At 43.0% G+C, this 25,803-nt stretch carries 25 protein-coding genes; 3 read left to right on the forward strand and 22 right to left on the reverse strand.

Translation table 11 applies throughout. The features are described 5' to 3' along the window. Positions 1 to 310 precede the first annotated feature (310 nt). The 19 genes from MNY66_RS09335 to yceD all read right to left on the reverse strand — a co-directional run bounded on the left by MNY66_RS09335 (position 311) and on the right by yceD (position 16,394). Entirely contained in the window at positions 311 to 1,615 is a 1,305-nt protein-coding gene (locus MNY66_RS09335) for an NAD(P)/FAD-dependent oxidoreductase (RefSeq protein ID WP_047256935.1), read from the reverse strand. A gap of 519 nt (positions 1,616 to 2,134) precedes the next feature. Then, on the reverse strand, positions 2,135 to 3,151 hold the full coding sequence (gene nagZ / locus MNY66_RS09340) for a beta-N-acetylhexosaminidase (RefSeq protein ID WP_047256936.1): 1,017 nt from the start codon (positions 3,149 to 3,151) through the stop codon (positions 2,135 to 2,137). Between the two features lie 55 nt (positions 3,152 to 3,206). Further along, a complete protein-coding gene (locus tag MNY66_RS09345) occupies positions 3,207 to 4,085 on the reverse strand; it encodes a phosphotransferase (RefSeq protein WP_241500723.1) in 879 nt (292 codons plus the stop codon). Between the two features lie 19 nt (positions 4,086 to 4,104). Continuing rightward, entirely contained in the window at positions 4,105 to 4,680 is a 576-nt protein-coding gene (lpoB, locus tag MNY66_RS09350) for a penicillin-binding protein activator LpoB (protein WP_241500724.1), read from the reverse strand. Positions 4,681 to 4,695: 15 nt separating this feature from the next. Next, entirely contained in the window at positions 4,696 to 5,100 is a 405-nt protein-coding gene (locus MNY66_RS09355; protein ID WP_241500725.1) for a YcfL family putative periplasmic lipoprotein, read from the reverse strand. Positions 5,101 to 5,166: 66 nt separating this feature from the next. Further along, on the reverse strand, positions 5,167 to 5,517 hold the full coding sequence (gene hinT / locus MNY66_RS09360) for a purine nucleoside phosphoramidase (RefSeq protein ID WP_047256939.1): 351 nt from the start codon (positions 5,515 to 5,517) through the stop codon (positions 5,167 to 5,169). Between the two features lie 73 nt (positions 5,518 to 5,590). Beyond that, the gene (locus tag MNY66_RS09365; RefSeq protein ID WP_241500726.1) at positions 5,591 to 6,382 is read right to left on the reverse strand and encodes a metal-dependent hydrolase; all 792 of its coding nucleotides are present in this window, start codon (positions 6,380 to 6,382) and stop codon (positions 5,591 to 5,593) included. 51 nt (positions 6,383 to 6,433) lie between these two features. Further along, positions 6,434 to 7,426: a DNA polymerase III subunit delta' gene (gene holB, locus MNY66_RS09370; protein WP_047256941.1), complete on the reverse strand. Its 993-nt coding sequence runs from the start codon at positions 7,424 to 7,426 to the stop codon at positions 6,434 to 6,436. A 3-nt stretch (positions 7,427 to 7,429) separates the two neighbouring features. Next, positions 7,430 to 8,065, reverse strand: coding sequence for a dTMP kinase (gene tmk, locus MNY66_RS09375; RefSeq protein WP_047256942.1), 636 nt, complete (start codon positions 8,063 to 8,065; stop codon positions 7,430 to 7,432). A gap of 14 nt (positions 8,066 to 8,079) precedes the next feature. After that, entirely contained in the window at positions 8,080 to 9,096 is a 1,017-nt protein-coding gene (gene mltG, locus MNY66_RS09380; protein ID WP_241500727.1) for an endolytic transglycosylase MltG, read from the reverse strand. A gap of 41 nt (positions 9,097 to 9,137) precedes the next feature. Next, positions 9,138 to 9,962 carry an aminodeoxychorismate lyase gene (pabC, locus tag MNY66_RS09385; RefSeq protein ID WP_241500728.1) on the reverse strand — a complete coding sequence of 275 codons (825 nt, stop codon included), beginning with the start codon at positions 9,960 to 9,962 and terminating at the stop codon, positions 9,138 to 9,140. Positions 9,963 to 10,194: 232 nt separating this feature from the next. After that, entirely contained in the window at positions 10,195 to 11,445 is a 1,251-nt protein-coding gene (fabF, locus tag MNY66_RS09390) for a beta-ketoacyl-ACP synthase II (RefSeq protein WP_072057361.1), read from the reverse strand. Positions 11,446 to 11,523: 78 nt separating this feature from the next. Next, entirely contained in the window at positions 11,524 to 11,760 is a 237-nt protein-coding gene (gene acpP, locus MNY66_RS09395; protein WP_047256946.1) for an acyl carrier protein, read from the reverse strand. 156 nt (positions 11,761 to 11,916) lie between these two features. Beyond that, entirely contained in the window at positions 11,917 to 12,651 is a 735-nt protein-coding gene (fabG, locus tag MNY66_RS09400; RefSeq protein WP_047256947.1) for a 3-oxoacyl-ACP reductase FabG, read from the reverse strand. Positions 12,652 to 12,659: 8 nt separating this feature from the next. After that, complete coding sequence (gene fabD / locus MNY66_RS09405) at positions 12,660 to 13,592, reverse strand: ACP S-malonyltransferase (protein WP_241500729.1); 933 nt, start codon at positions 13,590 to 13,592, stop codon at positions 12,660 to 12,662. A gap of 55 nt (positions 13,593 to 13,647) precedes the next feature. Further along, complete coding sequence (locus MNY66_RS09410) at positions 13,648 to 14,598, reverse strand: beta-ketoacyl-ACP synthase III (protein WP_047256949.1); 951 nt, start codon at positions 14,596 to 14,598, stop codon at positions 13,648 to 13,650. Between the two features lie 3 nt (positions 14,599 to 14,601). After that, positions 14,602 to 15,657: a phosphate acyltransferase PlsX gene (gene plsX, locus MNY66_RS09415; RefSeq protein WP_072057362.1), complete on the reverse strand. Its 1,056-nt coding sequence runs from the start codon at positions 15,655 to 15,657 to the stop codon at positions 14,602 to 14,604. A gap of 28 nt (positions 15,658 to 15,685) precedes the next feature. Further along, positions 15,686 to 15,856, reverse strand: a complete 171-nt coding sequence (rpmF, locus tag MNY66_RS09420) for a 50S ribosomal protein L32 (RefSeq protein WP_047256950.1) — start codon at positions 15,854 to 15,856, stop codon at positions 15,686 to 15,688. 13 nt (positions 15,857 to 15,869) lie between these two features. After that, positions 15,870 to 16,394, reverse strand: coding sequence for a 23S rRNA accumulation protein YceD (yceD, locus tag MNY66_RS09425; RefSeq protein ID WP_047256951.1), 525 nt, complete (start codon positions 16,392 to 16,394; stop codon positions 15,870 to 15,872). A gap of 142 nt (positions 16,395 to 16,536) precedes the next feature. On the opposite strand from yceD, the gene MNY66_RS09430 reads away from it, so the two are divergent. After that, positions 16,537 to 17,121 (forward strand): Maf family protein, encoded by a 585-nt coding sequence (locus MNY66_RS09430; protein WP_241500730.1) that lies wholly within the window; start codon positions 16,537 to 16,539, stop codon positions 17,119 to 17,121. 356 nt (positions 17,122 to 17,477) lie between these two features. Here MNY66_RS09430 and rluC read toward each other — a convergent pair whose 3' ends face one another. Continuing rightward, positions 17,478 to 18,428: a 23S rRNA pseudouridine(955/2504/2580) synthase RluC gene (rluC, locus tag MNY66_RS09435; RefSeq protein ID WP_047256952.1), complete on the reverse strand. Its 951-nt coding sequence runs from the start codon at positions 18,426 to 18,428 to the stop codon at positions 17,478 to 17,480. A gap of 564 nt (positions 18,429 to 18,992) precedes the next feature. Between rluC and rne the strand changes: the two genes are divergently transcribed. Continuing rightward, a complete protein-coding gene (rne, locus tag MNY66_RS09440) occupies positions 18,993 to 22,571 on the forward strand; it encodes a ribonuclease E (RefSeq protein WP_241500731.1) in 3,579 nt (1,192 codons plus the stop codon). Positions 22,572 to 22,849: 278 nt separating this feature from the next. After that, complete coding sequence (locus tag MNY66_RS09445) at positions 22,850 to 23,473, forward strand: SDR family oxidoreductase (protein WP_241500732.1); 624 nt, start codon at positions 22,850 to 22,852, stop codon at positions 23,471 to 23,473. A gap of 148 nt (positions 23,474 to 23,621) precedes the next feature. Here the strand turns inward: MNY66_RS09445 and tmaR are convergent, their stop codons facing one another. Next, positions 23,622 to 23,951 (reverse strand): PTS system regulator TmaR, encoded by a 330-nt coding sequence (gene tmaR / locus MNY66_RS09450; RefSeq protein WP_047256955.1) that lies wholly within the window; start codon positions 23,949 to 23,951, stop codon positions 23,622 to 23,624. Positions 23,952 to 24,149: 198 nt separating this feature from the next. After that, positions 24,150 to 25,421 (reverse strand): MFS transporter, encoded by a 1,272-nt coding sequence (locus tag MNY66_RS09455; RefSeq protein WP_241500733.1) that lies wholly within the window; start codon positions 25,419 to 25,421, stop codon positions 24,150 to 24,152. Positions 25,422 to 25,803 lie beyond the last annotated feature (382 nt).

Below are 25,803 nucleotides of genomic sequence, written 5' to 3' on the forward strand. Positions count from 1 at the left end.
GACTATTATTTAGCAAGATTAGTTTAATAAATCACCATTCAACTTAAAACGGTTTTATTATGCGAGTAAATTAGCAATAATTAGTACAAGTAAAGACAATAACAAGTGGTAAATTAATTTAAAAACAATTAGCCAGAGGATTAGTGATAAGAAAAATGATTGAATACAACTAGGATAACAAAAAATCAGTTACAAAAATGGCATCTTAATCAGTGTGGATATTCACTTTTAGGATGCCATTTTTATTCAATTGAATGAATATATAATAATACAAATTAATAAAATTTAACTTGTTGTTAATACATGAAATTTAGTGCAATTTTAACCGTGGACGAATAATTCGGTTGATACTGCCAACTAACATCATCAGACCGGTTTTAATATAACCATGCAAGGCGATTTGATGTAAACGATATAAAGAAACATACACTAAACGAGCAATGCGTCCTTCAACCATCATATCGCCACGCATTAAATTACCCATCAGACTACCCACGGTACTAAAGCGCGATAAAGAAACTAATGAGCCGTGATCTTTATAAACATATTCTTTTAGCGGTTTATTGCGCAAAATAGCCAAAATATTTTCATAACAGCAACTCGCCATTTGATGCGCCGATTGCGCGCGCGGGGGCACAAAACCCCCTTCTTTTTTGGCACAAGAAGCGCAGTCGCCAATAGCAAAAATAGCCTCATCACGCGTCGTTTGCAGGGTTGGCTTAACCACCAGCTGATTAATTCGATTAGTTTCTAACCCAGCAATATCCTTCATAAAATCAGGTGCTTTAATCCCCGCAGCCCAAACCATTAAGTCGGCATTAATTTTCTCACCATCTTTGGTATTCAGCCCGTCAGCATCAGCACTGGTTACCATGGTTTTAGTCAAGACACGCACGCCCATTTTATTAAGCTCTTGATGAGCAGCAGATGAGATCCGCACAGGTAATGCCGGCAAAATTCGCTCGCCTGCTTCTACTAGCGTGACATTCAACGCATCGGTATCCAACCCTTTAAATCCATAGCTAGTGAGCTGCTCAACAGCATTATATAATTCAGCTGACAACTCAACCCCCGTCGCCCCACCGCCGACAATAGCAATATTAACTTTTTCTTCTGCATTATCACGCACTGAATAGCGTAAGAATAAATTAAGCATCTCATCATGGAATCGATGAGCCTGATGCGGATTATCGAGAAAAATACAGTTATCTTTTACGCCCGGTGTCCCAAAGTCATTAGAGGTACTGCCCAGCGCCATGACTAAAAAGTCATAGCTTAGTTGACGTTCTGGGACTAACAGCTCATTATTTTTATCGCGTAACTCAGCTAACGTAATCGTTTTATTTTCACGATCAATATCAGTTAATGAGCCCAATTGAAAATTAAAGGCATTTTGACGGGCATGCCCTAAATAGCTCAATGCATCAACGCCATCATCTAATGAGCCCGTAGCGACTTCATGCAGTAATGGCTTCCACAAATGGCTATGTTCGCGATCGACCAACGTAATTTCAGCTTTCTTTTTACGCCCTAACTTGCGACCTAAGCGTGTTGCCAGCTCTAGCCCACCCGCGCCACCGCCGACGATAATAATTTTTGGTTGTACAGATGCCATATAAACTCCACTGCAAAATAAATTAATGTTATTTAAGTATTCTGTAGACAAAAAAATTAAATAACCTAATTTGACAAAACATAATCTGATTTGTGATAAAGAATAACATGGCCGGTTATTTGGTCATACCAAAATTGATACAAATCAATTTAATTGATTATTATGACATCGGTCACAAAGTCAAATCTTTTTGATCATTTGATCCTGATGGATATATTTCTCTCGCGAAGCATTGACTGCTAAGCGAAACATAGAATATGCAATGAATTTATTAATCAGGCTAATCGGAAGGAAAATCATTGAGGAACTAAAAAATAATTAAATTTCAATGACTAATATTTTACAGAATAAAAAATCGAAAATAAAAAAGACAATTATTAATTATTCTCAAAAATCGACGTAAGAGGATAAAAACACAGTTAAAATCAATATGCCCAGCATTGTCACTGGGCATGCTTTAGCACAAAATAAATCAATTCAAACTCATCAATTTAATCAATTGATGGTAATCAGCACGACTTATTGTTCATTCCAACGACGATGTAAATCTGTTAGAGCACCATTTGCTTGCTGCCAACGGCTGCTAGCTTGTAATTCGGCTAATGAATATTGACGACCGCTGTGATACAGCATAGACGCGCGCGAAGCAGGCATTTTTGGTAAATTATCCAGCACACTGACAGCACCTTGACGGTTATTACACACTAAAATCATATCACAACCAGCATCTAGCGCCGCCTGCGCTCGCTGGGGATAGGTGCCCATAATCGCCGCCCCTTCCATAGACAAATCATCAGAAAATATCACCCCATCAAATCTTAGCTGCTCACGTAAAACTGATTTCAGCCAGTATGGCGACCCACTGGCTGGGCGTTCATCAATCTGGCTATAGATTACATGGGCTGGCATTACAGCATCGAGTAATTCGCGCTGAATAAAATCAGTAAAAATAGACATATCATGCCCGCGGATCACCTCGGCAGCTCGTTCATCGCGGGCAGTCTCTTTGTGACTGTCAGTTTTCACGGCACCGTGCCCCGGAAAATGCTTTCCAGTAGTTTTCATGCCGGCAGAACGCATGCCTTTAATAAAATGCTCGGCCATGACCATAGCAATTTCAGCATTTTCATGGAAGGCACGTTCGCCAATTGCTATGCAGCCATGACCTAAATCCAGCACTGGCGCGAAACTTAAATCGATATCCATAGCAATCATTTCTGCCGCCATCAACCAGCCAGCTTGCTCGGCTAATTTAGCTCCCGTATAAGCATCATTTAATGCGGCGAACGATTGTGCGGAGGGTAACGCAGTAAATCCTTGGCGAAAACGCTGAACTCGTCCCCCTTCCTGATCGACAGCAATCAACAAACGATGCCGAGAAGCATCGCGGATCTGCCGAACTAATTCTCTTAATTGCTGTGCATCATGATAGTTACGGGTGAACAGGATCAAACCACCTACCAGTGGATGTGCTAAAATCTCACGCTCCTCTTGGTCCAATTCGTACCCTTGAACATCCAACATTATCGGACCCATAACATGCCTCGCTATATTAATATAAAATGTTCTTGATATTTCTCAGCCTGATAACTCAGGATAAACCGAAATACTGTCTTAGCGGCTGTCCGTGTTGCAGAAACTGGTCATTTTTACTCTGCTGCCAACGAACTTCATACCACATCAGCATCATGTATTTTACCCAAGGTTCCCATAACTGGCACTGATTTTCTAGCCCGGATAAATCAGTATACGCATGATAATCCAAACAATAGTGGGATAAAAAAATCTGTCGTTGCTCAAGGCTTAAATTATTGGCGCTAAAATAGCAAGCTAAGGATAAACCGATGTCGGTATTCGCCGCATATTCCCAATCCAGTAACAATAACTGGCCGGAGGGTGATATAAGCAAATTATCGGCATGGATATCCATATGGGCAGGGGCGATTTTAAGCGTTTTTGGTAGCGGTGAGCGCATAAAATGCCGATGCAATCTTAACCCTGCGGGGGTCTTACGGCGCGGGTCAATCCAACGCGCATAATGGCTAATTTCTTCGCGCAATGGCAAATGATAACTGAAACGATGATGCTGATGTAATGTTGCGACTAGCTGGGCTAATTGGCGTTGAAAATCGGCAGAATAGAATGTCGACGTCTCAGGTGAGATACCCGGTAACCATTCCACCAGCAGCCACTGCCGATTCACGGCTATCGCCTGGGGTGCAGCGTCAAAATCGTTTAACTGCCGCAATATAGCATGCTCTTTTTTCCGCGACACAGATAAATTAGTCTGAGTCACGTTTTGTGAACGCGCGATAAGCTTCTCAATACCGTTAGCCAGCAAATAAGTACCACCAGACAGCCCGGCTAATGGTGTGATAGACCATGGTGTTAGCCGGACTTGTGGATAATGAGCGTGCAATAAATCTAATAACGAAATTATAGCCGGGTCGCTAGAGGTGCTATCAATCACCGAGCTCCCCAAAATGTTATTAGTCAATTTTGCCGTCGCCTGACCATAAAATTTCGCCACTCTGTACCGACAGCAATTGCATTTCTATATCACGATTATCTTTACTGCCAGACACCACGCTATATAGCACATAATTAGCTTGTACATAACGCCCAAGCCCTATGGCTTTACTACGGGTGACTAAGCTATCTTCTTGAGATAAGCCTAACGCCTTGCGTGCACTGACCACCACATCTTGCGGCACCAAATTAAAGCGCCCCGTATTATCGACAGTATTCACAATCGCCGAAGTCACTTTTGCAACTGGCAATGCGCCGTTAGTATTATTTTTTACTGAATCAACTAATAAGATCTTGCCGCTATCTACACTATCAGCTGAGGCCATTTGTGTGATCAACGGAGCAACAACGGCTGACCAATCGACCGCCGTTTGTTTCGGTGGAATAGGAACCACATCAACCGGTGGTGGGGTAACAGGTTCAACCTCTGGCGGAGGGGTTACCGTTTCTACTGGGGCTTTATTTTCAGGCATATAGGTTGAAGGACAGCCTGCCAGTAATACGCTGGCAGCCATAACCAATAAGATCCGTTTCATCACTCTCTCCGCGAATTAATTCGGTAAAAATACATAAATACGCACATGGTTAGCCTGTGGCGCAGGGTTATCAGCCACAATGATTTTAACCGAATCCGCTGCCAGCGTTAGCGGATTATCTTTCGGTTTGCCAATACGCAAGCCATTGGCATCATACCAATATAAACGATACATAATGTTCGCTGGTTGATGATGAACATTACTAATACTAATACTGGCGGACGTCATACCGTTATTCTGCTGCGTTATGCGCGGGGTCTCGACTATCACGCCACTGGCCAGTACCGAAGGCTCCATTACCACTAATTGGCTTTGATTTAAATTCAATCCATTTTGCTTATTACTCAAACACCCTGTAAGCATCACCAGCATTAGAGTTATTACCCCTAATAAACTGAATTCCTTGAGTTGTTTACGCATTAGTATTAGCCTATTATCAGCGAGTTAGACGAATTACTCTCGGCACACTCGCCTGCAATGAATCCACTATTCTGCTAATAGCGGGCCTAATGGACGTCCACCCACTAAGTGCATATGAATATGATAAACCACTTGTCCCGCATGTTTATTGCAGTTCATTATCAGACGGTATCCATCTTCAGCAATACCTTCTTGTTCTGCAATTTTAGCGGCTGCCACAAATAATTTCCCCAACATCTGTTCATCCTCAGGGGTGACATCGTTAACTGTTGGAATTAATTTATTGGGAATAATCAGTATATGGGTCGGTGCTTGCGGCGCTATATCGCGAAAAGCAGTCACAAACTCATCTTGATAAACGATGTCGGCTGGGATTTCACGACGAATAATTTTACTGAAAATAGTTTCTTCTGACATTTTAATCCCCTAATATAGAATGATAATAGCTAAACAGGTAATAGCTAGCAGATAATTAGCGCCGGGCTCAAACTTACTCAGCTGGCTGATCGACATTTAAATGGAACAGACGATTAAAATTCTCTGTAGTGGTTTCGGCCAGTTGTTCCACGCTGACACCTTTTAATACCGCCATATACTCAGCAACATCCCGAACGTATGCAGGCTGATTTTCTTTACCACGATGAGGAACAGGCGCTAAATACGGTGAGTCCGTCTCAATTAAAATACGATCGAGTGGTACAATGCGCGCGGCGTCTCGAATTTGCTCGGCATTACGGAAAGTAACAATGCCAGAAAATGAGATATAAAAACCTAAATCCAGCAATTCTACTGCCGTCTGTTTATCCTCAGTAAAGCAATGTAACACGCCGCCACACTCTTCGGCATGCTCCTCACGCAGAATATTTAAGGTATCGTTACGGGCATCGCGAGTATGAACAATCACCGGTTTATTCAATTGACGACCAATACGAATATGCTGACGAAACGAGGTTTGCTGCAATTCAGCATTATCTTTTTGATAATAATAATCTAAACCGGTTTCACCTAGCGCCACGACCTCAGATTGTGCAGCTAGCGAAGCCAATCGTTCAAAATCATGACCTTCGTCTAAATTCAGTGGATGGATCCCGCATGAAAAAGCCACATTATCCCGCGATCCAATCAGATCTTTCATCTTCTCAAAACCCGGCAAGGTCGTTGCGACGGCCAACATAAACTGGACATCACGTTGCTGAGCTTTGGCTATCACATCATCGACGCTAGTATGTAATTTTTCATAATCTAAGCAATCGAGATGACAGTGCGAATCAACTAAAAACATATTTAACTCTTATTTTTACCGGTGTTTTTATTTTAAAGCTATTTTGGTCAATTATTTTGACGTCATAACTAACGATTTTTCCCAATCTAATAACTGGTTAGTCAGTATCAGCTCTTGATTTAAACTGGTTACTGTCAGTAATTGATGGTGGCAAGTTTGCCATTTATCAAAGGCAGCCAACAATTGAGAGGGCGCCTGTATGTTGGCAAGTTGGGCGATTAAAGGGAGCTGATCTTGATTACTGCAAAACTCGGCTGCCCCTTGTTGGTATTTCATCGCATCAGTGAGTAGCCCCATCAACCAATAAAGTCGAGTTGTCATCCCCTCCTGATTTAATGCCGGTAATAACGATAACATGTCCTGCTGCTGTAACGCTGCCGATAATGCATGGCAAAATTGCTGGCGTTGCTGCCAATGAGTGGTTTCTAATAACTTAGCCGCGGCCACAGGTGCGCCTTGCGATAAACGTAACGCAGTTACTGCATCGGAGTAAGGCACTTGGGGGAAGTTTTTATGCAGCCAAAACCAAGCGCTATCACTGTCAGGCACAGCAAGATAATGATAAAAACAGCGACTTCTCAACGTAGCCAGCAACGTTTCTGGTCGCTGGCACTGCAAAATAAAAAAGGTCGATTGCGCGGGTTCTTCCAGCGTCTTTAACAATGCATTCGCCGCCGCATCGGTTAAAGCTTCAGTGTTGGGGATCCACACGACTTTAGCGCCGCCTTGCTGAGAATGAGAGGACAATTTTTCGATCAGTTTTCTGACCGCATCCACGCTAATACTGGTTTTGCCTTTCTCCGGGCTGAGCACGGTGTGGTCAGGATGTGTACCTGCTAACATCAAACGGCAACTGTGACAATGGCCGCAGCTTTTTAATCCGTCGGGCGACTGACACATTAACCAACGGCTAATAGCGTAGCACAATGCATCAGCTCCATTTCCGTCAAGCGCATGGATCAGTAACGCATGATGCCCCTTACCTTGCTGATAAGCATTAATTATCGGGCGATAGATTTTATTCAGCCACGGATACCAGTTCATCAATTATGCTTCCTGCTGGGCAAGCCATTGCTGTAATGTCTGGCGAATACTGGCTTGAACTTGCTCGAAATTTTGGCTGGCATCGATAGTCAGGATAGTGTCATCTGCCGCGGCTAATTCTAAATATCGCGCCCGCGCACGATGAAAAAAGTCGAGAGATTGTTTTTCAATTCGGTCTAATTCACCGCGAGAACGTGCGCGTTGTAGGCCAATTTCAGGATCTAAATCCAGATACAAAGTCAGCGATGGTTTAAACTCGCCAAGTACCAAGGTTCTCAGCGACTGCATCAGTTGTTGATCGATACCGCGTCCTCCGCCTTGATATGCTTGCGAGGAGAGATCATGACGATCACCAACCACCCAGCACCCACGGGCTAACGCTGGTTTAATCACGGTTTCTACCAGTTGCACTCGCGCCGCATATAACATTAATAATTCGGCCTTATCTGTGACAGGGTCACTCTCTATCCCCTGTTTTATCAAATCACGCAGTTTCTCCGCTAACGGCGTGCCTCCTGGCTCGCGGGTAAAAGTGATATTATGCACCCCAACCTCCGCCAGCGTATCAACGACCGTATTAATCGCGGAGGTTTTCCCTGCGCCTTCTAGACCTTCAATGACAATGTAATGATTTTTCATGCTATCCATTAATGTTATTTTTGTAACTGGCGATACACTTTAACCGCACGATTATGATCGTTCAAATTAGTGCTGAATGTATGTCCACCCGTGCCATCGGCCACAAAATATAAATAGTTAGTGGTCGCAGGATGTGCCGCCGCTTTGAGCGAGGCCAGCCCGGGCATCGCAATCGGTGTTGGCGGTAATCCATCGATAAGATAGGTATTATACGGGGTATAATTATTTAAATCGCTACGATAAATCGTGCCTCGGTATTTATCGGCTAAACCATAAATTACCGTCGGATCAGTTTGTAACCGCATATTTTTCTTCAATCGATTAGTAAATACGGAGGCCACCTTGGAACGCTCGTGCTCTACACCGGTTTCTTTTTCAACAATAGATGCCATGATCAGCATTTCATAAGGACGTGTATAAGGCAATGTTTTGTCTCGCCCTTTCCAAGCTTGATCCAAAGCGCTTTTCATTTGTTGGTGCGCCCGTTTTAAAATATCCAAGTCACTGGTATTGGCGGTATAGTGATAAGTATCAGGATAAAACCATCCTTCCAGCGAATCTGGCGTTTCTATCGCCAACAATTCGCTTAATTGCTCCAAGGATTTCCCTTCAGTTTCATGGGTTAAATACGGCGCGTCTCGTAATATTGCTGACCAATCACTGAGCTTGCTACCTTCAATAAAACGAATGGTAAATTGAGCCTCTTTACCGCTCGATAATAATGCCAGCAATTGAGTGACAGTCATCTTAGGTTGTAGCCGATACGTTCCAGCTTTAAATTGCGCCAGTTCAGGCTGTAATTTTAGCAGCCACTGGAATGCCGGACTTTTTTCAATAATCTTATCATCTACTAATAGGCCTTCCAGCGCAATACGCCCGGTTCCAGCGGGTACCGTAAAGATTTTATCTTCATTTAAGGTGATTGGCTCATGCCCATAGCTTACCACCTGCTGATAAAGAACATACAGGGTCGCCGCCGCTACCACGGCAATAAATACCCCCCCAATAGTTATCTGTTTTGCTAATTTCATTGCTTACCTATTTTTGAACCTATGGGCTGATTTGGCATTAATTATTGGCAACTTGACAACAAATAGTTAAATAAATGCCGTGACTGATAATGCCAAACAGTGGAAGATTCCGGTAACCGAATGGCGTTTACCGGTATAATTGGCATTAGTGTATTACATACCAGCACCTCATCACACAGAGCTAACGCCTGTGGGGACTCAGCCACCTGCTGCAGTGTATATGGGCTATCCGCCAGTAACTGTATGATACGCTGACGCATTAATCCATTCACGCCAGCGTTATCGAGCAATGGCGTATATACCTGCTCTCCCTGACGCCAGAATATATTCGCACTGCAACATTCCACCAATAAACCGTCAATATCAACGACTAAAGCTTCATCAGCCTGTTGGTCATCGATATATTGTTTGATAAGCACCTGCTCTAAGCGATTAAGGTGTTTGATACCGGCTAAATAGGGATTTTTACCCAAGGGGATGGGGCTGAGGATCAATTCGATGCCCGCTTGCTGCCAACATGGATAATGATGGGGATAAGGACTGACAGAAACAATCACCGTCGGTGCAGTAAAATTCGCGCTACTGTAACCCCGACCGCCTTGCCCACGGCTAATAATCACTTTCAGCACCATCGTCTCGGATTGTTGCTCAGCAATATTGACTAAATGGGCGCGAAGTTGCTGCCAATCTGGGGGCGGCAAACGCAAACGCGTCGTGTCGGTACGCAAGCGCGTAAGATGCTGCTCCAGCATGACTATCTGTTGGCGCTCTACTTTCAGAGTAGTAAAACAACCATCACCAAACTGTACAGCACGATCGCCCGCGGACAATGTGTCGGTTTTGCTGCCATTAATCCAATAGGTCATCGCTATTCTTAATTAAATTAATACTGATAAATCAGATGGTAATATCAATTCAGGAGTGAGTCAATTCAGCTGACTGATAAGTCCGATGCAAAAAAGCCTCGGCGGTTAAATGCCGAGGCTTTCAGGATATTTGTCGTTATGACTGTTTTAACTAATATTTATTAGTCACATGTTAGCCGCTTGATAGCAGGTTAAAAATCCCCACTATCAAAGAATACACACTAACAAATATTTAGCTGTCACTCACTTTACGGAAAATAAGTGAGCCATTAGTGCCACCAAAGCCGAAAGAGTTACACAGTGCGTACTCCATATTTTCAACTTTACGCGCAGCGCCAGGGACAAAATCCAGTTTACATGCTTCATCAGGCTCATCGAGGTTAATTGTCGGCGGGACAATTTGATCTCTTAACGCCAAAATGGTGAAAATCGATTCAATTGCGCCAGCCGCACCTAATAGATGGCCGGTCATCGATTTTGTCGAGCTGACCAACACATCGGTACCCACCCCAAAGACCGTTTCAACCGCTTGAGCTTCGGCAATATCACCGGCATGCGTTGATGTGCCATGAGCATTGATGTAACCGATATCCTGAGCACTGATCTGAGCATCTTTCAATGCGTTGACCATCGCTAATGCCGCACCTTCACCATTTTCTGCCGGTGACGTCATGTGGTAAGCATCGCTGCTCATACCAAAGCCAACAATTTCAGCATAAATCTTGGCTCCACGCGCTTTAGCATGCTCATACTCTTCGAGCACGATAATGCCCGCGCCGTCACCAAGCACAAAACCGTCACGATTTTTATCCCAAGGACGGCTTGCCGCCTGCGGGTCATCATTACGCGTCGATAATGCTCTCGCTGCACCAAAACCCGCCACACCCAAAGGGGTGGTCGCTTTTTCCGCACCGCCCGCTATCATCACATCAGCATCACCATAAACAATCATACGCGCAGCATGACCGATATTATGAACACCCGAGGTACAAGCAGTAGCAATCGAAATTGATGGGCCTTTAAAACCATGTATGATGCTTAAGTGACCCGCAACCATATTAATAATCGTTGAAGGCACAAAGAAAGGACTCACTTTACGTGGGCCACCTGCACCAAGAGACTCACAGTTATCTTGGATAAGACCTAATCCACCAATACCAGAACCAATCGCTGCACCGATACGAGTAGCATTGGCTTCTGTTATTTCCAGCCCTGAATCTTGCAGTGCTTGTTGACCTGCGGCAATCCCGTACTGAATAAATGGATCCATTTTCCGCGCATCTTTGCGGGAAAGTCCATAATCTTCGTGATTAAATTCTTTTACTACCCCAGCAAATTTCGTTGCATGGTTAGTAGTATCAAAATGCTCGATAAGGCTGATACCACTCTGTCCGTCACAAACAGCTTTCCATGATGATTCAACTGTATTGCCGACAGGAGATAACATGCCCAGTCCAGTTACGACGACTCGACGTTTAGACACGCTTATCCTCCAAGGAGGGAAAAAGTTAAGGGATAAACATAGGCGGTCGAGTGACCGCCTAGATATGGTATATAAGTATTAGTTGCTTGCGGACGAGACGTAGTCGATAGCAGCCTGTACTGTAGTGATCTTTTCAGCTTCTTCGTCAGGGATTTCGCAATCGAACTCTTCTTCGAGAGCCATAACCAGCTCAACTGTGTCAAGAGAATCAGCGCCCAAGTCATCAACAAATGAAGCCGTATTAACAACTTCGTCCTCTTTAACACCCAGTTGGTCAACGATGATTTTCTTAACGCGTTCTTCGATAGTGCTCATACTATTAAAATTCCTATCAAAACTCGCTTTCGCGATGGTTTTCGTAGTTTATGAAATACAGGAAAAGATACAACCCAATCCCGGCTGTTGGAATCACTTTTTTGCAATATTTTGCGCTATATAACACAAATAATGCAAAAGGACTCCTCCATTTTCTTAAATCATGTACATGCCGCCATTGACATGCAATGTTTCACCCGTAATGTAAGCTGCTTCATCTGAAGCTAAGAATGCTACAGCACTGGCTATTTCTTTTGCATCACCTAGCCTGTCAGCAGGAACTTGAGATAAAATGCCTGCCCTCTGCTCGTCTGTCAATGCCCGAGTCATATCAGTTTCGATAAAACCTGGTGCAACAACATTCACGGTAATGCCTCGGGAAGCTATTTCACGGGCCAATGATTTACTAAAACCAATTAGCCCAGCTTTCGCTGCCGAATAATTTGCCTGTCCCGCATTACCCATCACACCAACAACAGATGCGATAGAAATAATACGTCCACAACGTTTTTTCATCATAGAACGTATTACTGCTTTAGACAGACGGTAAACGGATGAAAGATTGGTGTCAATAATATCTTGCCATTCATCATCTTTCATACGCATCAGTAGGTTATCACGAGTAATACCCGCATTATTAACCAAAATATCGATTTCGCCAAATTCTTTACGAATATCGGCTAATGTTTGGTCAATTGATGTTTGATCGGTAACATTTAACGCAAAACCTTTACCTTTATCACCCAGATAAGTGCTTATTGCTTCTGCACCGCTGTCACTTGTTGCTGTACCAATGACAATTGCTCCGCGCTGAGCTAAATTCTCAGCGATTGCACGGCCAATTCCACGGCTAGCGCCTGTTACAAGTGCAATTTTTCCATCAAAGCTCATGGTCGCCCTCAAAGGTTATCTAGAGCAGCATTTAATGATGCGGGATCATTAACCGCCGCTGCACTTAAATTAGTTACTATACGCTTGGTTAACCCTGTAAGGACTTTACCCGGCCCTATTTCTAATAGTTGTTCTACACCTTGTCCAGCAATATATTCAACTGTTTCGGTCCAGCGAACAGGATTATACAACTGACGCACAAGTGCATCACGTATATTATCAGCGTTCTGTTCCTGTTTAACATCAACATTATTGATCACAGGCACAACAGGTTGCTTAAAGTTAACGTCTTTTAATGCTAGCGCTAATTTATCAGCTGCTGGTTTCATCAACGCACAATGCGAAGGAACACTAACAGATAATGGTAATGCACGTTTAGCACCTGCTGCTTTACAGGCGGCACCGGCACGTTCTACCGCAGCTTTCTCACCAGCAATAACTACTTGACCCGGAGAGTTAAAGTTAACAGGAGCAACAATACTGCCCTGTGCGGCTTCACGGCATGCCTGCTCTATAGCTGCATTATCTAAGCCGATAATCGCGTACATTGCGCCTGTTCCCGCAGGAACGGCTTCTTGCATTAGTTTACCACGTAATTCAACTAATTTAATCGCTTCTTTAAAGTCAATTACTTGAGAGCAGACCAGTGCTGAATATTCACCCAGACTATGCCCAGCCATAATCTGTGGCATTGGTGCTTGTTTTTGTTGCCAAACACGAAAAATAGCTACCGATGCCGCTAATAGTGCGGGTTGAGTTTGCCAAGTCTTATTTAATTCTTCTTCAGGACCATTTTGGACTAAAGCCCACAAATCGTAACCTAATACCTGTGATGCCTCGGCAAATGTTTGTTCAACAATTGGAAACTCAGCAGCTAATGCAGCTAACATGCCTAAAGATTGCGACCCTTGGCCGGGAAATACCATTGCAAATTGAGTCATATCGATTTTCTCAATAAATTAAAAATGAATTCTCAATACGCCGCGCTTTCAGTTATTAAAAACGGACTAAGGCTGAGCCCCAAGTAAAACCGCCGCCGAAAGCTTCAAGCAGCACTAAATGACCTTTTTGGATACGCCCATCACGCACAGCTTCATCAAAAGCCGTCGGCACGGATGCCGCAGACGTATTACCGTGGCGATCTAATGTCACCACGACTTTGTCCATGGTCATATCTAATTTTTTAGCCGTTGCCGAAATAATACGCAAATTGGCTTGATGTGGAACCAGCCAATCTAGCTGTGATTTATCCAGCCCGTTTTTGATCAATGTTTCATCAACAATATGAGCCAATTCTCTGACCGCGACTTTAAAGACTTCATTACCGGTCATACTTAAATAAGCCGGCTCATTGGAACCACGCGTTGGCTGTGGTAAAGCTAATAGCTCGCCATAGCGGCCATCAGCATGCAAATGTGTTGAGATTATGCCTGGGGTTTCAGACGCGGTAACAACCATCGCACCGGCAGCATCACCAAACAAAACAACCGTACCGCGATCTGTAGGATCAACAGTTTTTGATAACGCATCAGCACCAATCACTAATGCTGTTTTGGACATTCCGGTTTTCACGAATTGATCGGCAATACTTAGCGCATAAGTAAATCCAGCACAAGCGGCAGCAACATCAAATGCAGCGCAATCATTAATTTCCAGCAATTGCTGAATTTGACAAGCTGCACTTGGAAATGCATGCGTCGCAGAAGTAGTCGCCACGATAATCAGGTCAATATCGGCTTTATTAATGCCGGCCATCTCTATCGCACGTTGCGCTGCTGTAAATCCCATGGTGGAAACAGTTTCATTTTCACCGGCAATGCGTCTTTCATGAATGCCTGTGCGAGTTACAATCCACTCATCAGAGGTATCAACCATCTTTTCCAGATCAGAATTTGTCCGAACTTGCTGTGGCAAATAACTGCCTGTGCCTAATATTTTAGTATGCATGGATTATTGTTCACTCTTGGGTAATACGATCTTCAGACGAGCAGCTATTCTGTCCGGTACTTGCCTTTCGACAGCGTGTACGGCATGTTCAATCGCAGCGATAAATGCTTGCTCATTAGCCGCACCGTGACTCTTAATGACAATACCCTTTAATCCTAACAGAGTTGCGCCATTATACTGGTCGGGGTTCAGCTCCCCAAAACGCTTTATTATGCGTTTTTTAATCCATTTTTTAGCCAGTTGAACCCACCATGACGGTTTTTTGTTCTTTGTACTTGCTGATTTCAACAATGAAAGAATAATCCGGACGATCCCTTCCATTGTTTTCAGCGTGACATTACCTGCGAAGCCGTCACACACCAAGACATCAGTTTTGCCGGTCAATAAATCATTGCCTTCAACATAACCAATATAGTTGATGGATGCCGTTTGTTTTAACACTGCGGCGGCTTCGCGGATATTATCTAAACCTTTACTGTCTTCTTCGCCAATATTCAACAAGGCAACTTTAGGATGCTGAATTCCGGCCAATTCTTCGGCCATTACCGCGCCCATCACCGCAAACTGCACCAACATTTGGCTATCACAGTTCACATTTGCGCCCAAATCTAACACCACCGTTTTGCCTTTTTCGATATTAGGTAAAACGGTCATCAACGCAGGACGATCAATTCCATCGATAGATTTAAGCATCAACTTCGCTAATCCCATCAATGCACCTGTATTACCGGCGCTAACACACGCTTGAGCTTCCCCCGACTTCACCAAATCAAGCGCAATACGCATTGATGTTCCTTTGCTCTGGCGGATGGCCTGAGAAGGTTTTGCCTCGTTGGCAATGATGTTATCAGCTGGAATAATTTGAATACGCGAAACCAGCTCCGCGGCTTTGCTGTCATGGGCAAAGGGTGCAAGCAGTGGTTGTATTGCGTCTGGTTTACCGACTAGCAGTAACTTAAGTGTTGGATTAGATGCTAGAGCCTGCAATGCAGCAGGCACTATGACGCGGGGACCTACATCCCCGCCCATGGCATCTAACGCAATGGTTAGATTAGTCAAGGTATCAACTTGCTAATGAAAGCAGAAACTACTTGTTGATAACCTTGCGGCCACGGTAGTAGCCATCAGCAGTCACATGGTGACGCAGATGGGTTTCACCTGAAGTTTTATCTACAGATAAAAGGGTTGCAGTCAGTGCATCATGTGAACGACGCATACCGCGTTTTGAACGAGTTGGTTTATTTTGTTGTACGGCCATTGACCTTACTCCTTTAAGTACTTTTCTTTAAACTGGCTAATGCGGCAAATGGATTTGGTTTTTCCACCTCGGAAGGCAGTTTACCATATACCATGTCCGCTTCGGACACTTCACAGTGTTCAGAATCATGTACCGGATATGCCGGCAGTGACAGAATTATTTCATCTTCTATCATCGACAGCAAACTAATTTCGCCAAAATCATCAATCTCAATTGGCTCATATTCTTCCGGTAATGCCTCGGCCTTCTCATCATTGACGACAGGGCTAAAACAATATGTTACGTGGACATGGCGATGAAAATGTTGACCACAACGCTGACACTCTAAAGTGACGTCCGTTACCGAACTTCCCCTTACTACTGTCAAACGCTGATTATCAATATCAAATGATAATTCGCTATCTACATCACTGTCCACACTGACTACCGACTCTGCGACACGGGCAACTTGCTCAGGGGTATAGCTCCCGACATAGTCGAGTTTTTTCTGAGCAGCACGCTTTGCGTCGATAGTTAGGGGTAATTTTACCTTTTGCATAAGGCGCGCATATTAACTTTGTAATGAGCTAGAGTCAAAGAAAAAGGCGAGCTAACTCACCTTTCCACCAAAAAATCGCTCATTGAGCGGCGGATAGTTTAGAATGAGTTATACCATTTGGCTACGAATTTTGAGAAAAATTATGAAATCAATTGTTTTAGCGTCTACTTCTGAATTTCGACAAGGGCTATTAAAGAAGCTCGGCCTACCTTTTTTAACCGCTGCACCGAATATCGATGAGTCGCCGGTACTCAATGAATCCGCAGAGGCGTTGGTCACCCGTTTGGCTCACGATAAAGCCGGTGCATTACGAGAACAATATCCACAACATTTAATTATTGGTAGTGATCAAGTCTGTGTGATCGATGGCAAAATCTGCGGCAAGCCACATAATTTCGATAATGCAGTCAAACAATTACACTCGGCTTCTGGGAAATGCGTCACTTTTTATACCGGCTTATGCCTACTAGACAGCAGCAACGGGCATTATGATGTTCATTGTGAACCGTTCAAGGTACATTTTCGTCAATTGACTGATCATGAAATTGCGAACTATCTCAACAAAGAAACACCGTATCAATGTGCTGGCAGTTTTAAATCCGAAGGTTTGGGAATTGCATTATTTGATAGGCTCGAAGGACGCGACCCCAATACGCTAATTGGATTACCGCTCATTCTTTTATTAGAGATGCTGCGCAAACATGGAATTAATCCATTAGAACGCTAACGAGGCGCAATATCCGAAATACAACGATTTATTAATTAATCATCAGAATTGCTTAGTCAGATTGCTCACCAAGCATTAAATTTTCAGAGTTGATAGAGAACGGCTAAAAAATAAATTATCGATAAGCAATCGCTATTTATCTGTGCTGTATTGGTTGGCTACATTGATTGAACATCTTACCAATACACCAAAAGAATAAATAGCGTGCTTTTAATGGCCTATAGCCATGACCTATTAATATAGTTGATAGACTAATATAGCTGATAGACGATTTCCCTCACCTTTTGGTCAGTTTAATTGACCGATGGCTGGTTTACGTCTATCGGCTTGTTGATCATCTATCGCATAACTAATTATTATTTTTTGTTTCTTAATACTTTCAAACATTTCATTAATTTCGCATCGAGCGGTGCTTGAACCCGCATTTCTTCGCCACTCTGAGGATGGGTAAACTTCAACGCACTAGCATGCAGAAATAAACGATTAAGTCCAGTATCGGCCAATTGACTATCAAATTGCGTATCACCATAACGATCATCGCAGGCAATCGGGTGACCGGCATGTAATGCATGTACTCGAATTTGATGAGTACGCCCGGTCACTGGGCTGGCTTTAACCAACGTAGCATGTTCAAAACGTTCTTCAATTTTAAACCGCGTTTCTGATGGCTTTCCTTCGCTGTTCACTTTGACAATGCGCTCACCGCTTTGCAAAATATTTTTCAATAACGGAGCTTGAATCGTCTTCACATGGGACTGCCACTGACCCCGAACCAGCGCCATATAATCTTTTTGCATCTGTTTTAAACGCAATTGCTCATGTAGCGCACGCAAAGCGGAGCGCTTTTTTGCCACCAACAATACACCGGAGGTATCGCGGTCTAAACGGTGGACTAATTCTAAGAAACGCGCTTCTGGGCGTAATGCACGTAAACCTTCAATCACGCCAAAACTTAGCCCGCTCCCCCCATGCACTGCGGTACCCGAAGGTTTATTCAGCACCAAAATGACATCATCTTCATACAGGATGCAATCAGCCAAAGCAGCAACTTTGGTTAAACTGGCAGAAACATTTGATTGTTCTTTTTCTGCCACACGAACCGGAGGTATACGCACACTATCGCCTGAGCACAATTTATACTCTGGCTTTATACGGCCTTTATTTACCCGCACTTCACCTTTGCGAATAATGCGGTAAATCATACTTTTTGGTACGCCTTTTAAGCGGGCCAACAGGAAATTATCAATGCGCTGCCCTGCTTCGTCCTCACTGATATCAATAAACTGAACTTGGTTTTGTGTTTTCATTAGGAAATGTGCTAACTCTTGATGGTTGAAAGATCCGCAAAAGCGAATCTAATATCTTACCGATATTTGAAAAAGTTTTTCTAAATATTTTAAAACTGCACAAATAATAGCTGATTTATACTTTTTATAAATAAAATTTCAATAAAGCTGCAATGGCTCCTTGCTATATTGCTAGCAGCAATGGAATAATGCATAACTGTCAGAATGTTTCTTTAAAACAATAATTGGCAAATAAAGTAAGAAAGTAAGATATTTAGCTATTTGATTGAGTAATAACGCTGCAATGGCGTAAGACGTTAAGCAAAATCAAATAATTAGCGAGCAGCGAATAATTGCTTATTGGGTCGGGGACTAACCGTATTGTTTTAATGGCTACGGTGCCTCGATTAAGAACGCTGAATTTTTAATCGAAAAATCAGGTTCACCGAAAAATAACGCGCCTCTATACAGTCGACATCCGCGAGGCTGACGATCCTGTAAAAGTCACGGGGCCATCGGTTTACAGTAGCACCATTTTTTCGTTGCTCTTTATTGAAAGTAAGTACGAATAATGAGTAAGTTATAATGAAAAGAATGTTAATCAACGCGACTCAACAAGAAGAGTTGCGAGTTGCCCTTGTTGACGGGCAGCGTCTTTATGATTTGGACATCGAAAGCCCAGGTCATGAGCAAAAAAAAGCCAACATCTACAAAGGTAAAATCACCCGTATTGAACCGAGTCTTGAAGCTGCTTTTGTTGATTATGGCGCTGAAAGACATGGTTTCCTACCTATTAAAGAAATTGCCCGCGAATACTTCCCTAGTAACTATCATGCCCACGGTCGTCCTAACATTAAAGATGTGTTGAGAGAAGGCCAAGAAGTGATAGTACAAGTTGATAAAGAAGAACGAGGCAATAAAGGCGCCGCGTTAACCACCTTTATTAGCTTAGCGGGAAGTTACTTAGTCCTGATGCCAAATAACCCACGTGCTGGCGGTATATCTCGCCGTATCGAAGGTGAAGATCGTACAGAACTTAAAGAAGCGCTCTCCTCGCTGGAAATCCCTGAAGGCATGGGCTTAATCGTCCGTACTGCCGGTGTGGGCAAATCTGCCGAGTCACTGCAACAAGATTTACAATACCGTTTACGGCATTGGGAAGCGATTAAAAAAGCGGCTGAGAATCGTCCTTCACCGTTCTTAATCCACCAAGAAAGTAACGTTATTGTCCGTGCATTCCGTGATTATCTACGTCCAGATATTGGTGAAATCCTGATAGATAATCCAAAAGTTGTTGATATGGCACGCAGCCATATTGAATCGATTGGTCGTGGTGATTTTGCAAGTAAAATCAAATACTACAGTGGTGATATTCCATTATTTAGTCATTACCAAATTGAATCACAAATCGAATCTGCCTTCCAACGTGAAGTTCGTCTACCTTCTGGTGGCGCACTGGTTATCGACACTACCGAAGCCCTAACCGCGATTGATATCAACTCCTCACGCTCAACCCGTGGTGGGGATATCGAAGAAACTGCGTTTAATACTAACTTGGAAGCGGCTGACGAAATCGCGCGTCAATTACGTTTACGTGACTTAGGTGGCTTAATTGTTATCGATTTTATCGATATGACCCCAGTTCGTCATCAACGTGAAGTAGAAAACCGTCTGCGCGAAGCCGTACGTCAAGACAGAGCTCGTATCCAAATCGCCCGTATCTCGCGCTTTGGTCTGCTGGAAATGTCGCGTCAGCGCTTAAGCCCATCACTGGGTGAATCTAGCCATCACGTTTGTCCGCGTTGTACTGGTACCGGTACTATCCGAGATAACGAATCGCTATCACTGTCTATTCTACGTTTAATTGAAGAAGAAGCGCTGAAAGAAAACACCCATGAAGTGCATGCTATCGTGCCGGTGCAAATCGCCTCTTATTTACTGAATGAAAAACGTAATGCCATTAGTGAAATCGAACAACGCCAACGCTTAGTCCGCGTGATTATTGTGCCTAACGACCAAATGCAAACCCCGCATTTTAACGTGGTACGTATTCGTAAAGGCGAAGAAATTAATACTCTGAGCTACAATTTAGCGCAATATCATGAAGCTGAAGCGTTAAATGCAAGCGAAGAAACAACCCCTGAGCGTAAATTACCAGAACAACCGGCTATTTCAGCCTTTGCCCTGCAAGAACATGAAAATAATGAAGTTGTTCCAGTAATTAAAGCGCAAGAAGCCCCAGCGAAAGAAACACGCCCTGTTGAGGTTGCGCCTACTACGCCACAACCCAGCTTGTTTACCCGTATTGCGAGTTTCTTCAAAAAACTGTTTGCTAGCGAAGATAAACCGGTTGAAGTTGCTGCACCTATCGCTGAACCTGCTCGCCCGATTAACAATACAGGCAGCAGTAATAACGATAATCGCCGTCGTAATAATAACGACCGTCGCAACAATAATCGTCGTCCACGTCGTGATCGTGATGAAAACAGTGACAATCGTCAAAATCGCCCAGCGGCAGCACAATCGACCGATGACAATGCATCTCGTAAACCACGTAATGCTAAAAATAACGCACCAGTAGCGGCCAATGCCACGCCAGAAACGCTAGTTGATGATGAAGCTCGTGAAGCTCAACAGCAATTACGTCGCGAGCAACGTGCCGAGCGTCGTCGCCGTCAAGAAGAAAAACGTCAACAGCAAGCGAACAAAGCTCAGCAAGAAGCAACTGACGCAACTGCAGCTGCAACTGCAAAATCTGCTGACGTTGTTGAGGCAAAAGTTGTTGAAGCAAAAGAAGAGCAGCAACGCCCAGCGATGCAGCGCCGTCAACGTCGCCCATTAACACAAAAAGTTCGTGTTACTGAGGCAGCAACTGATAATAATGACGTTATTTTGCCGACTATAGCCGACACTAAAACGCAGGAAACACCAGCGCCTGTTAATAAAACAGCAACAAATACCGCTGCACAACCTGTGGTTAGCTCCCCTGCCGCTGCCGCCATTGTCTCTGCGTTACCTACATCAGTACGCGAAGCTAAAGCGCCGGTAGCTACTGCGAATAATGTCGATGAAAACGGCAATAATACGGGAAGTCACATTGAAAACAATGCCGATGGTGACAAGCAAGATACCATCATTCCGCGTCGTTCTCGCCGTTCACCTCGTCATTTACGTGTCAGTGGTCAACGTCGTCGTCGCTACCGTAATGAGCGTAATCTGACGCAGTCACCTGTGCCATTAACTGCCGCCGTCGCATCGCCTGAGTTAGCATCTGGGAAAGTGTGGATTAACTATTCACTGATGACTTCACAAAATGATTCACCAGCAATCATTACTAATGAAGAGATGCTAGAACAAGAAGCCAATGCACTTCAGCAAGCTAATGCACTTCAACAAGCAAAAGTTGCTGCGCAATCAGCAGCGGCCATTAACGCATCTACCGCGAAAAATGCCCCGGTTGCTGAAAATACCGTTGAGGATGTAGTTAAAGATGTAGTTAAGGATGTAGTTGAAAATACAGCGGATAACGACAGTAAAAATACTGATATCGCCCCTGCTGAAGTTGCAGTGACAACTAAAGCACAATCGATAGAAACCACGCGTTCCACTGAAACTCATAGCCATAGCCCGGCCTATTCGCCAGCTGCTGTCAATGAGCCCGTTGAAGCTGTCAAGCCAGTCGTCGATGCTCCTGCTATTGAACAGGCTGAACCTGAATCAATCAGCCAACAACCACAGCAGAACGCAGCTAGCACTGATGCAGCGATGACTAATAATGCACCGACACGAACTGGCGGTTCGTCGCATTCAGCTGCCGCCTCACCAGCAAGTGTACCTGTAGCTATTCCTGAGATAACTATTCCTGACACAGCGATTCCTGACACAGCCATGCCAGAAATAACCGAGCCAGAAATAATTGAAACAGTGAAAACAGAAGATGTTGCTGCGGTAGACGTGGTGAGCACGGTTATTGTGGTTGAGCCGGGTCGTCATGCCTATGCTCCAATGACCAAAACACCGGCGCCTAACGAAATTAAGGCACCGATAGAGATTAAAATCTATCAACGCGAAGCAATTAATTTCGAAGGAAAAGGTGGCGCAGGTGGTCATATCGCGACCAATGTTGCTACTGCTGAGATGTCCAAACCAGCACCTACTGAATAATCATCATTAAGTCAATGGGTTAGCCCATTCCAAACCCCCTATGTGATTAACACACTGGGGGTTTTTCTTTTTCTTACCACTAATAATTATCACACTAAGATCGTCTGGCTTTCGATGTGTCTATCTTTAGTATTTATCTATCCCCCCTCTTTACTTGCTGATCACTTTATTAGCCTCTGATTTATTAATAAATATCTATAGATGGATATAGATTTTGATAAATTAGTTATACTTTAGCTATACTATAGAATAATAATCATTATTATTTAGAGGGTATTATGGCGCAGTGGATTATTTTTGGCGCGAGTAAAGGTGTCGGCCGTCATTTAGTTGATCTCGGGCTAGCTGCTGGACATCATATCAGTGCGCTGGTGCGCAGCGAATCAACCGCAAATGAACTCGGTGAATTAGGGGTTGATATCTATCTAGGCGATGCGGTGGTCGATGACTCACTCCATACCCTATTTTCAAATGCTAGCCCCAACAGCATCATTTTCAGCACTCTCGGCGGAGGAGATGCCGATTTCACGGGTAACTTTAATGTGATTAAACGGGCTGAACAGCACGCAATCCCTAGGCTATTGCTGGTCACATCTATTGGCTGTGGTGATACATGGCCCAGTTTATCTCCGCGCGCTAAAAGCTTATTTGGCCGTGCCGTACGCTATAAATCGATGGCTGAAAGTTATCTACAATCCAGTGAATTGGCATTTACCATTCTGCGCCCCGGCGGCTTAGTCAATACTGCAGGTAGCGGTCATTGCGAGCTATTGATGGGTGAAGCTCACGGTATTGTCAGCCGCTATGACGTAGCGAAACAACTGCAGAAACTCGCCGAAGATCGCCAAAGTTACAGCCAAGTTTATGCAGTAATAGATAGCCAATTGCGACCAAATTGGTGATTTTTATAGGCCACTGCATGGTATATTAAGACGCTCAATTTTATTATTTAGATCAATATAATAGCCATAAAAAACGCCAACAGAATATATCTGTCGGCGTTAATAAAATATAATTAGTATGACGGCTAATTAAGCTATCATTATCAAATTATTTTTCTTTTTTGCTGATCTCACCCATCTCTTTTAACTGTTTAGAGATTTCGCGACGCTCTTTAGAAAGTTCTGCATTTTTAATGATGTAATCATCGACACGATCATCATAGTCACTGCGCATATTAGAGATAATTGCTTGGATATCTTCGATGCTCATGCCCGGCTTAATATACTCGCTCAGGTTATCAAGTAATAAAACACGTTTCTGGTTATCGCGAATTTTTTTCTCATTATCAGTGATTTCACGACGAATTTTATTTTTACGACGAAACATACGCACAAATTCCAGCACATTTTGGAAAGTTTGTTTATTGGCGTTGTCCATGTTTAAGACCCTCTGTTAAAAATATTTAAACACAATTCATTCTTAACACAATACAATCTAATGCTATTAAGTTACAAGTCAGTTTATCAATTTTATTGATTTTACTGCTTATTTATACAACTTTTTTTATATAACTCGATAAACAGTTGACTGAAAAATAATACTACTACAGACCATCAGATCAACAAGCCCCTCATATTAGTTCGCTGCTTTCTCTTTTGTCATATTAAGACGACTATTATTAGCTTCCATTGGTTTATGATCATCAGGAGAGTCATTACGTAAACAGAAGTAAGATAAAACTGTGGTGATAATTACGAAGCTACCCATAATAAGATAGGTATCAGCAAAACCGATTTTATCATAACCATACCCCGCTAATGGGGAGAGGACACTCGCAACAATTGATGTAATGCAGCTAAAGCCAACCAAATATAAAGTAGATGATAAGCGTTTATCAAAATGTTTACTGTTATATTTAAAGATTGCAATCAACAAGATAGGCAATTCAACCGCATGCAAAAGTTTCATTACAGAGATCATAATCGGACCGTCTACTAAACCTGAACCAATTATGCGTAATGCCATCACCGAGCTAGCAAATAACAGTCCATTTTTAGCTCCAATACGGTTGACAATATAAGGTGCTAAAAACATCCCACCCGCCTCTAAGAATACCTGCAATGAATTCAAATAACCGTACATTTCATTACCCATACTCTCATCAGCAAACTGCTGGGCAAAATACACCATAAATTGCTGATCATAGACACCATAAATACAGGTACCTAGTACAAATAAAATCAAGGCCCAAAATCGAGGTAAAACTAACAGTTGCAACGCATCTTTTACCGTAATTGCCGCTGGATTACCAAATTCTAAGTTATTTAATGCATTGGTTTTTACTGCTTTTAAACGCAATAAAATAATCATAAATATCACGCCAGAAACGGAAGCCATGATAAAGTTATAGTCTGGATTAATATTAATATTTCTACCCGCGAAGAACGTTGCTGCAGCCCAACCTAGCGATCCCCACATTCTGGCTTTACCGTATTCAAAGTCTCGCATACGGCTAACGCGCTCGGTATAGGATTCTAAAACCCCAATACCCGCATTAAATGTCATCCCTACATACAGCCCACCAATCATACTACCGACTAAGATATTCCACTGTAATAGTGGAGCCAGTATCATAAAGAATGGACCAGAACCTATTAACAGTACTGCAATATAAATCAGTAAGTTTTTCTTCAGACCTAACTTATCTTGGATAAAGCCATACAGTGGTTGAGCACATAAAGCCACAATAGAGATACACGAAAAGATAATCCCAATATCTGTACCTTCCAAACCAACAAATTTTCTTAACCAGATCGCCACTACTGAAAAAGCTGATGACCAAGTAAAGAAGAAGAAAAATAATAATGCACTTAATGAAGCATAATATTTTTTAGATTCACTATTCATAGAGGGGTCCACTTTCTTATCTGACAGTATGGCAGCAATGTTAAGGTTAACATATTTAATAATCTAATTAGCTAATCATATTTTGTGATGTTAAACACAATTGTTAACGTTAACAATATCGTTTTGTGATGTCGATCACTAATGATATTAACTAAATAAATACCCGATAAGATCCGCTGTTTAGTGCTAACAAAAAAGCGACTTATAATTCAAAGATTGGTAGTCTTATTGTCGCCCATACAGCCGTTGACAGTGAATATACCCGAATAATATGGTCTGCTAATACTGCCTACCCATATAATGAGTAAAGGGTAAAGATATTAAACTCTAAACATAAATATACGATGATCGAATTTCGCCAAAGTTTAGCAAATTAACCTCT

Origin of the sequence: Moellerella wisconsensis, assembly GCF_022592395.1 — a bacterium.
Taxonomy (GTDB): Bacteria; Pseudomonadota; Gammaproteobacteria; order Enterobacterales; family Enterobacteriaceae; genus Moellerella; species Moellerella wisconsensis.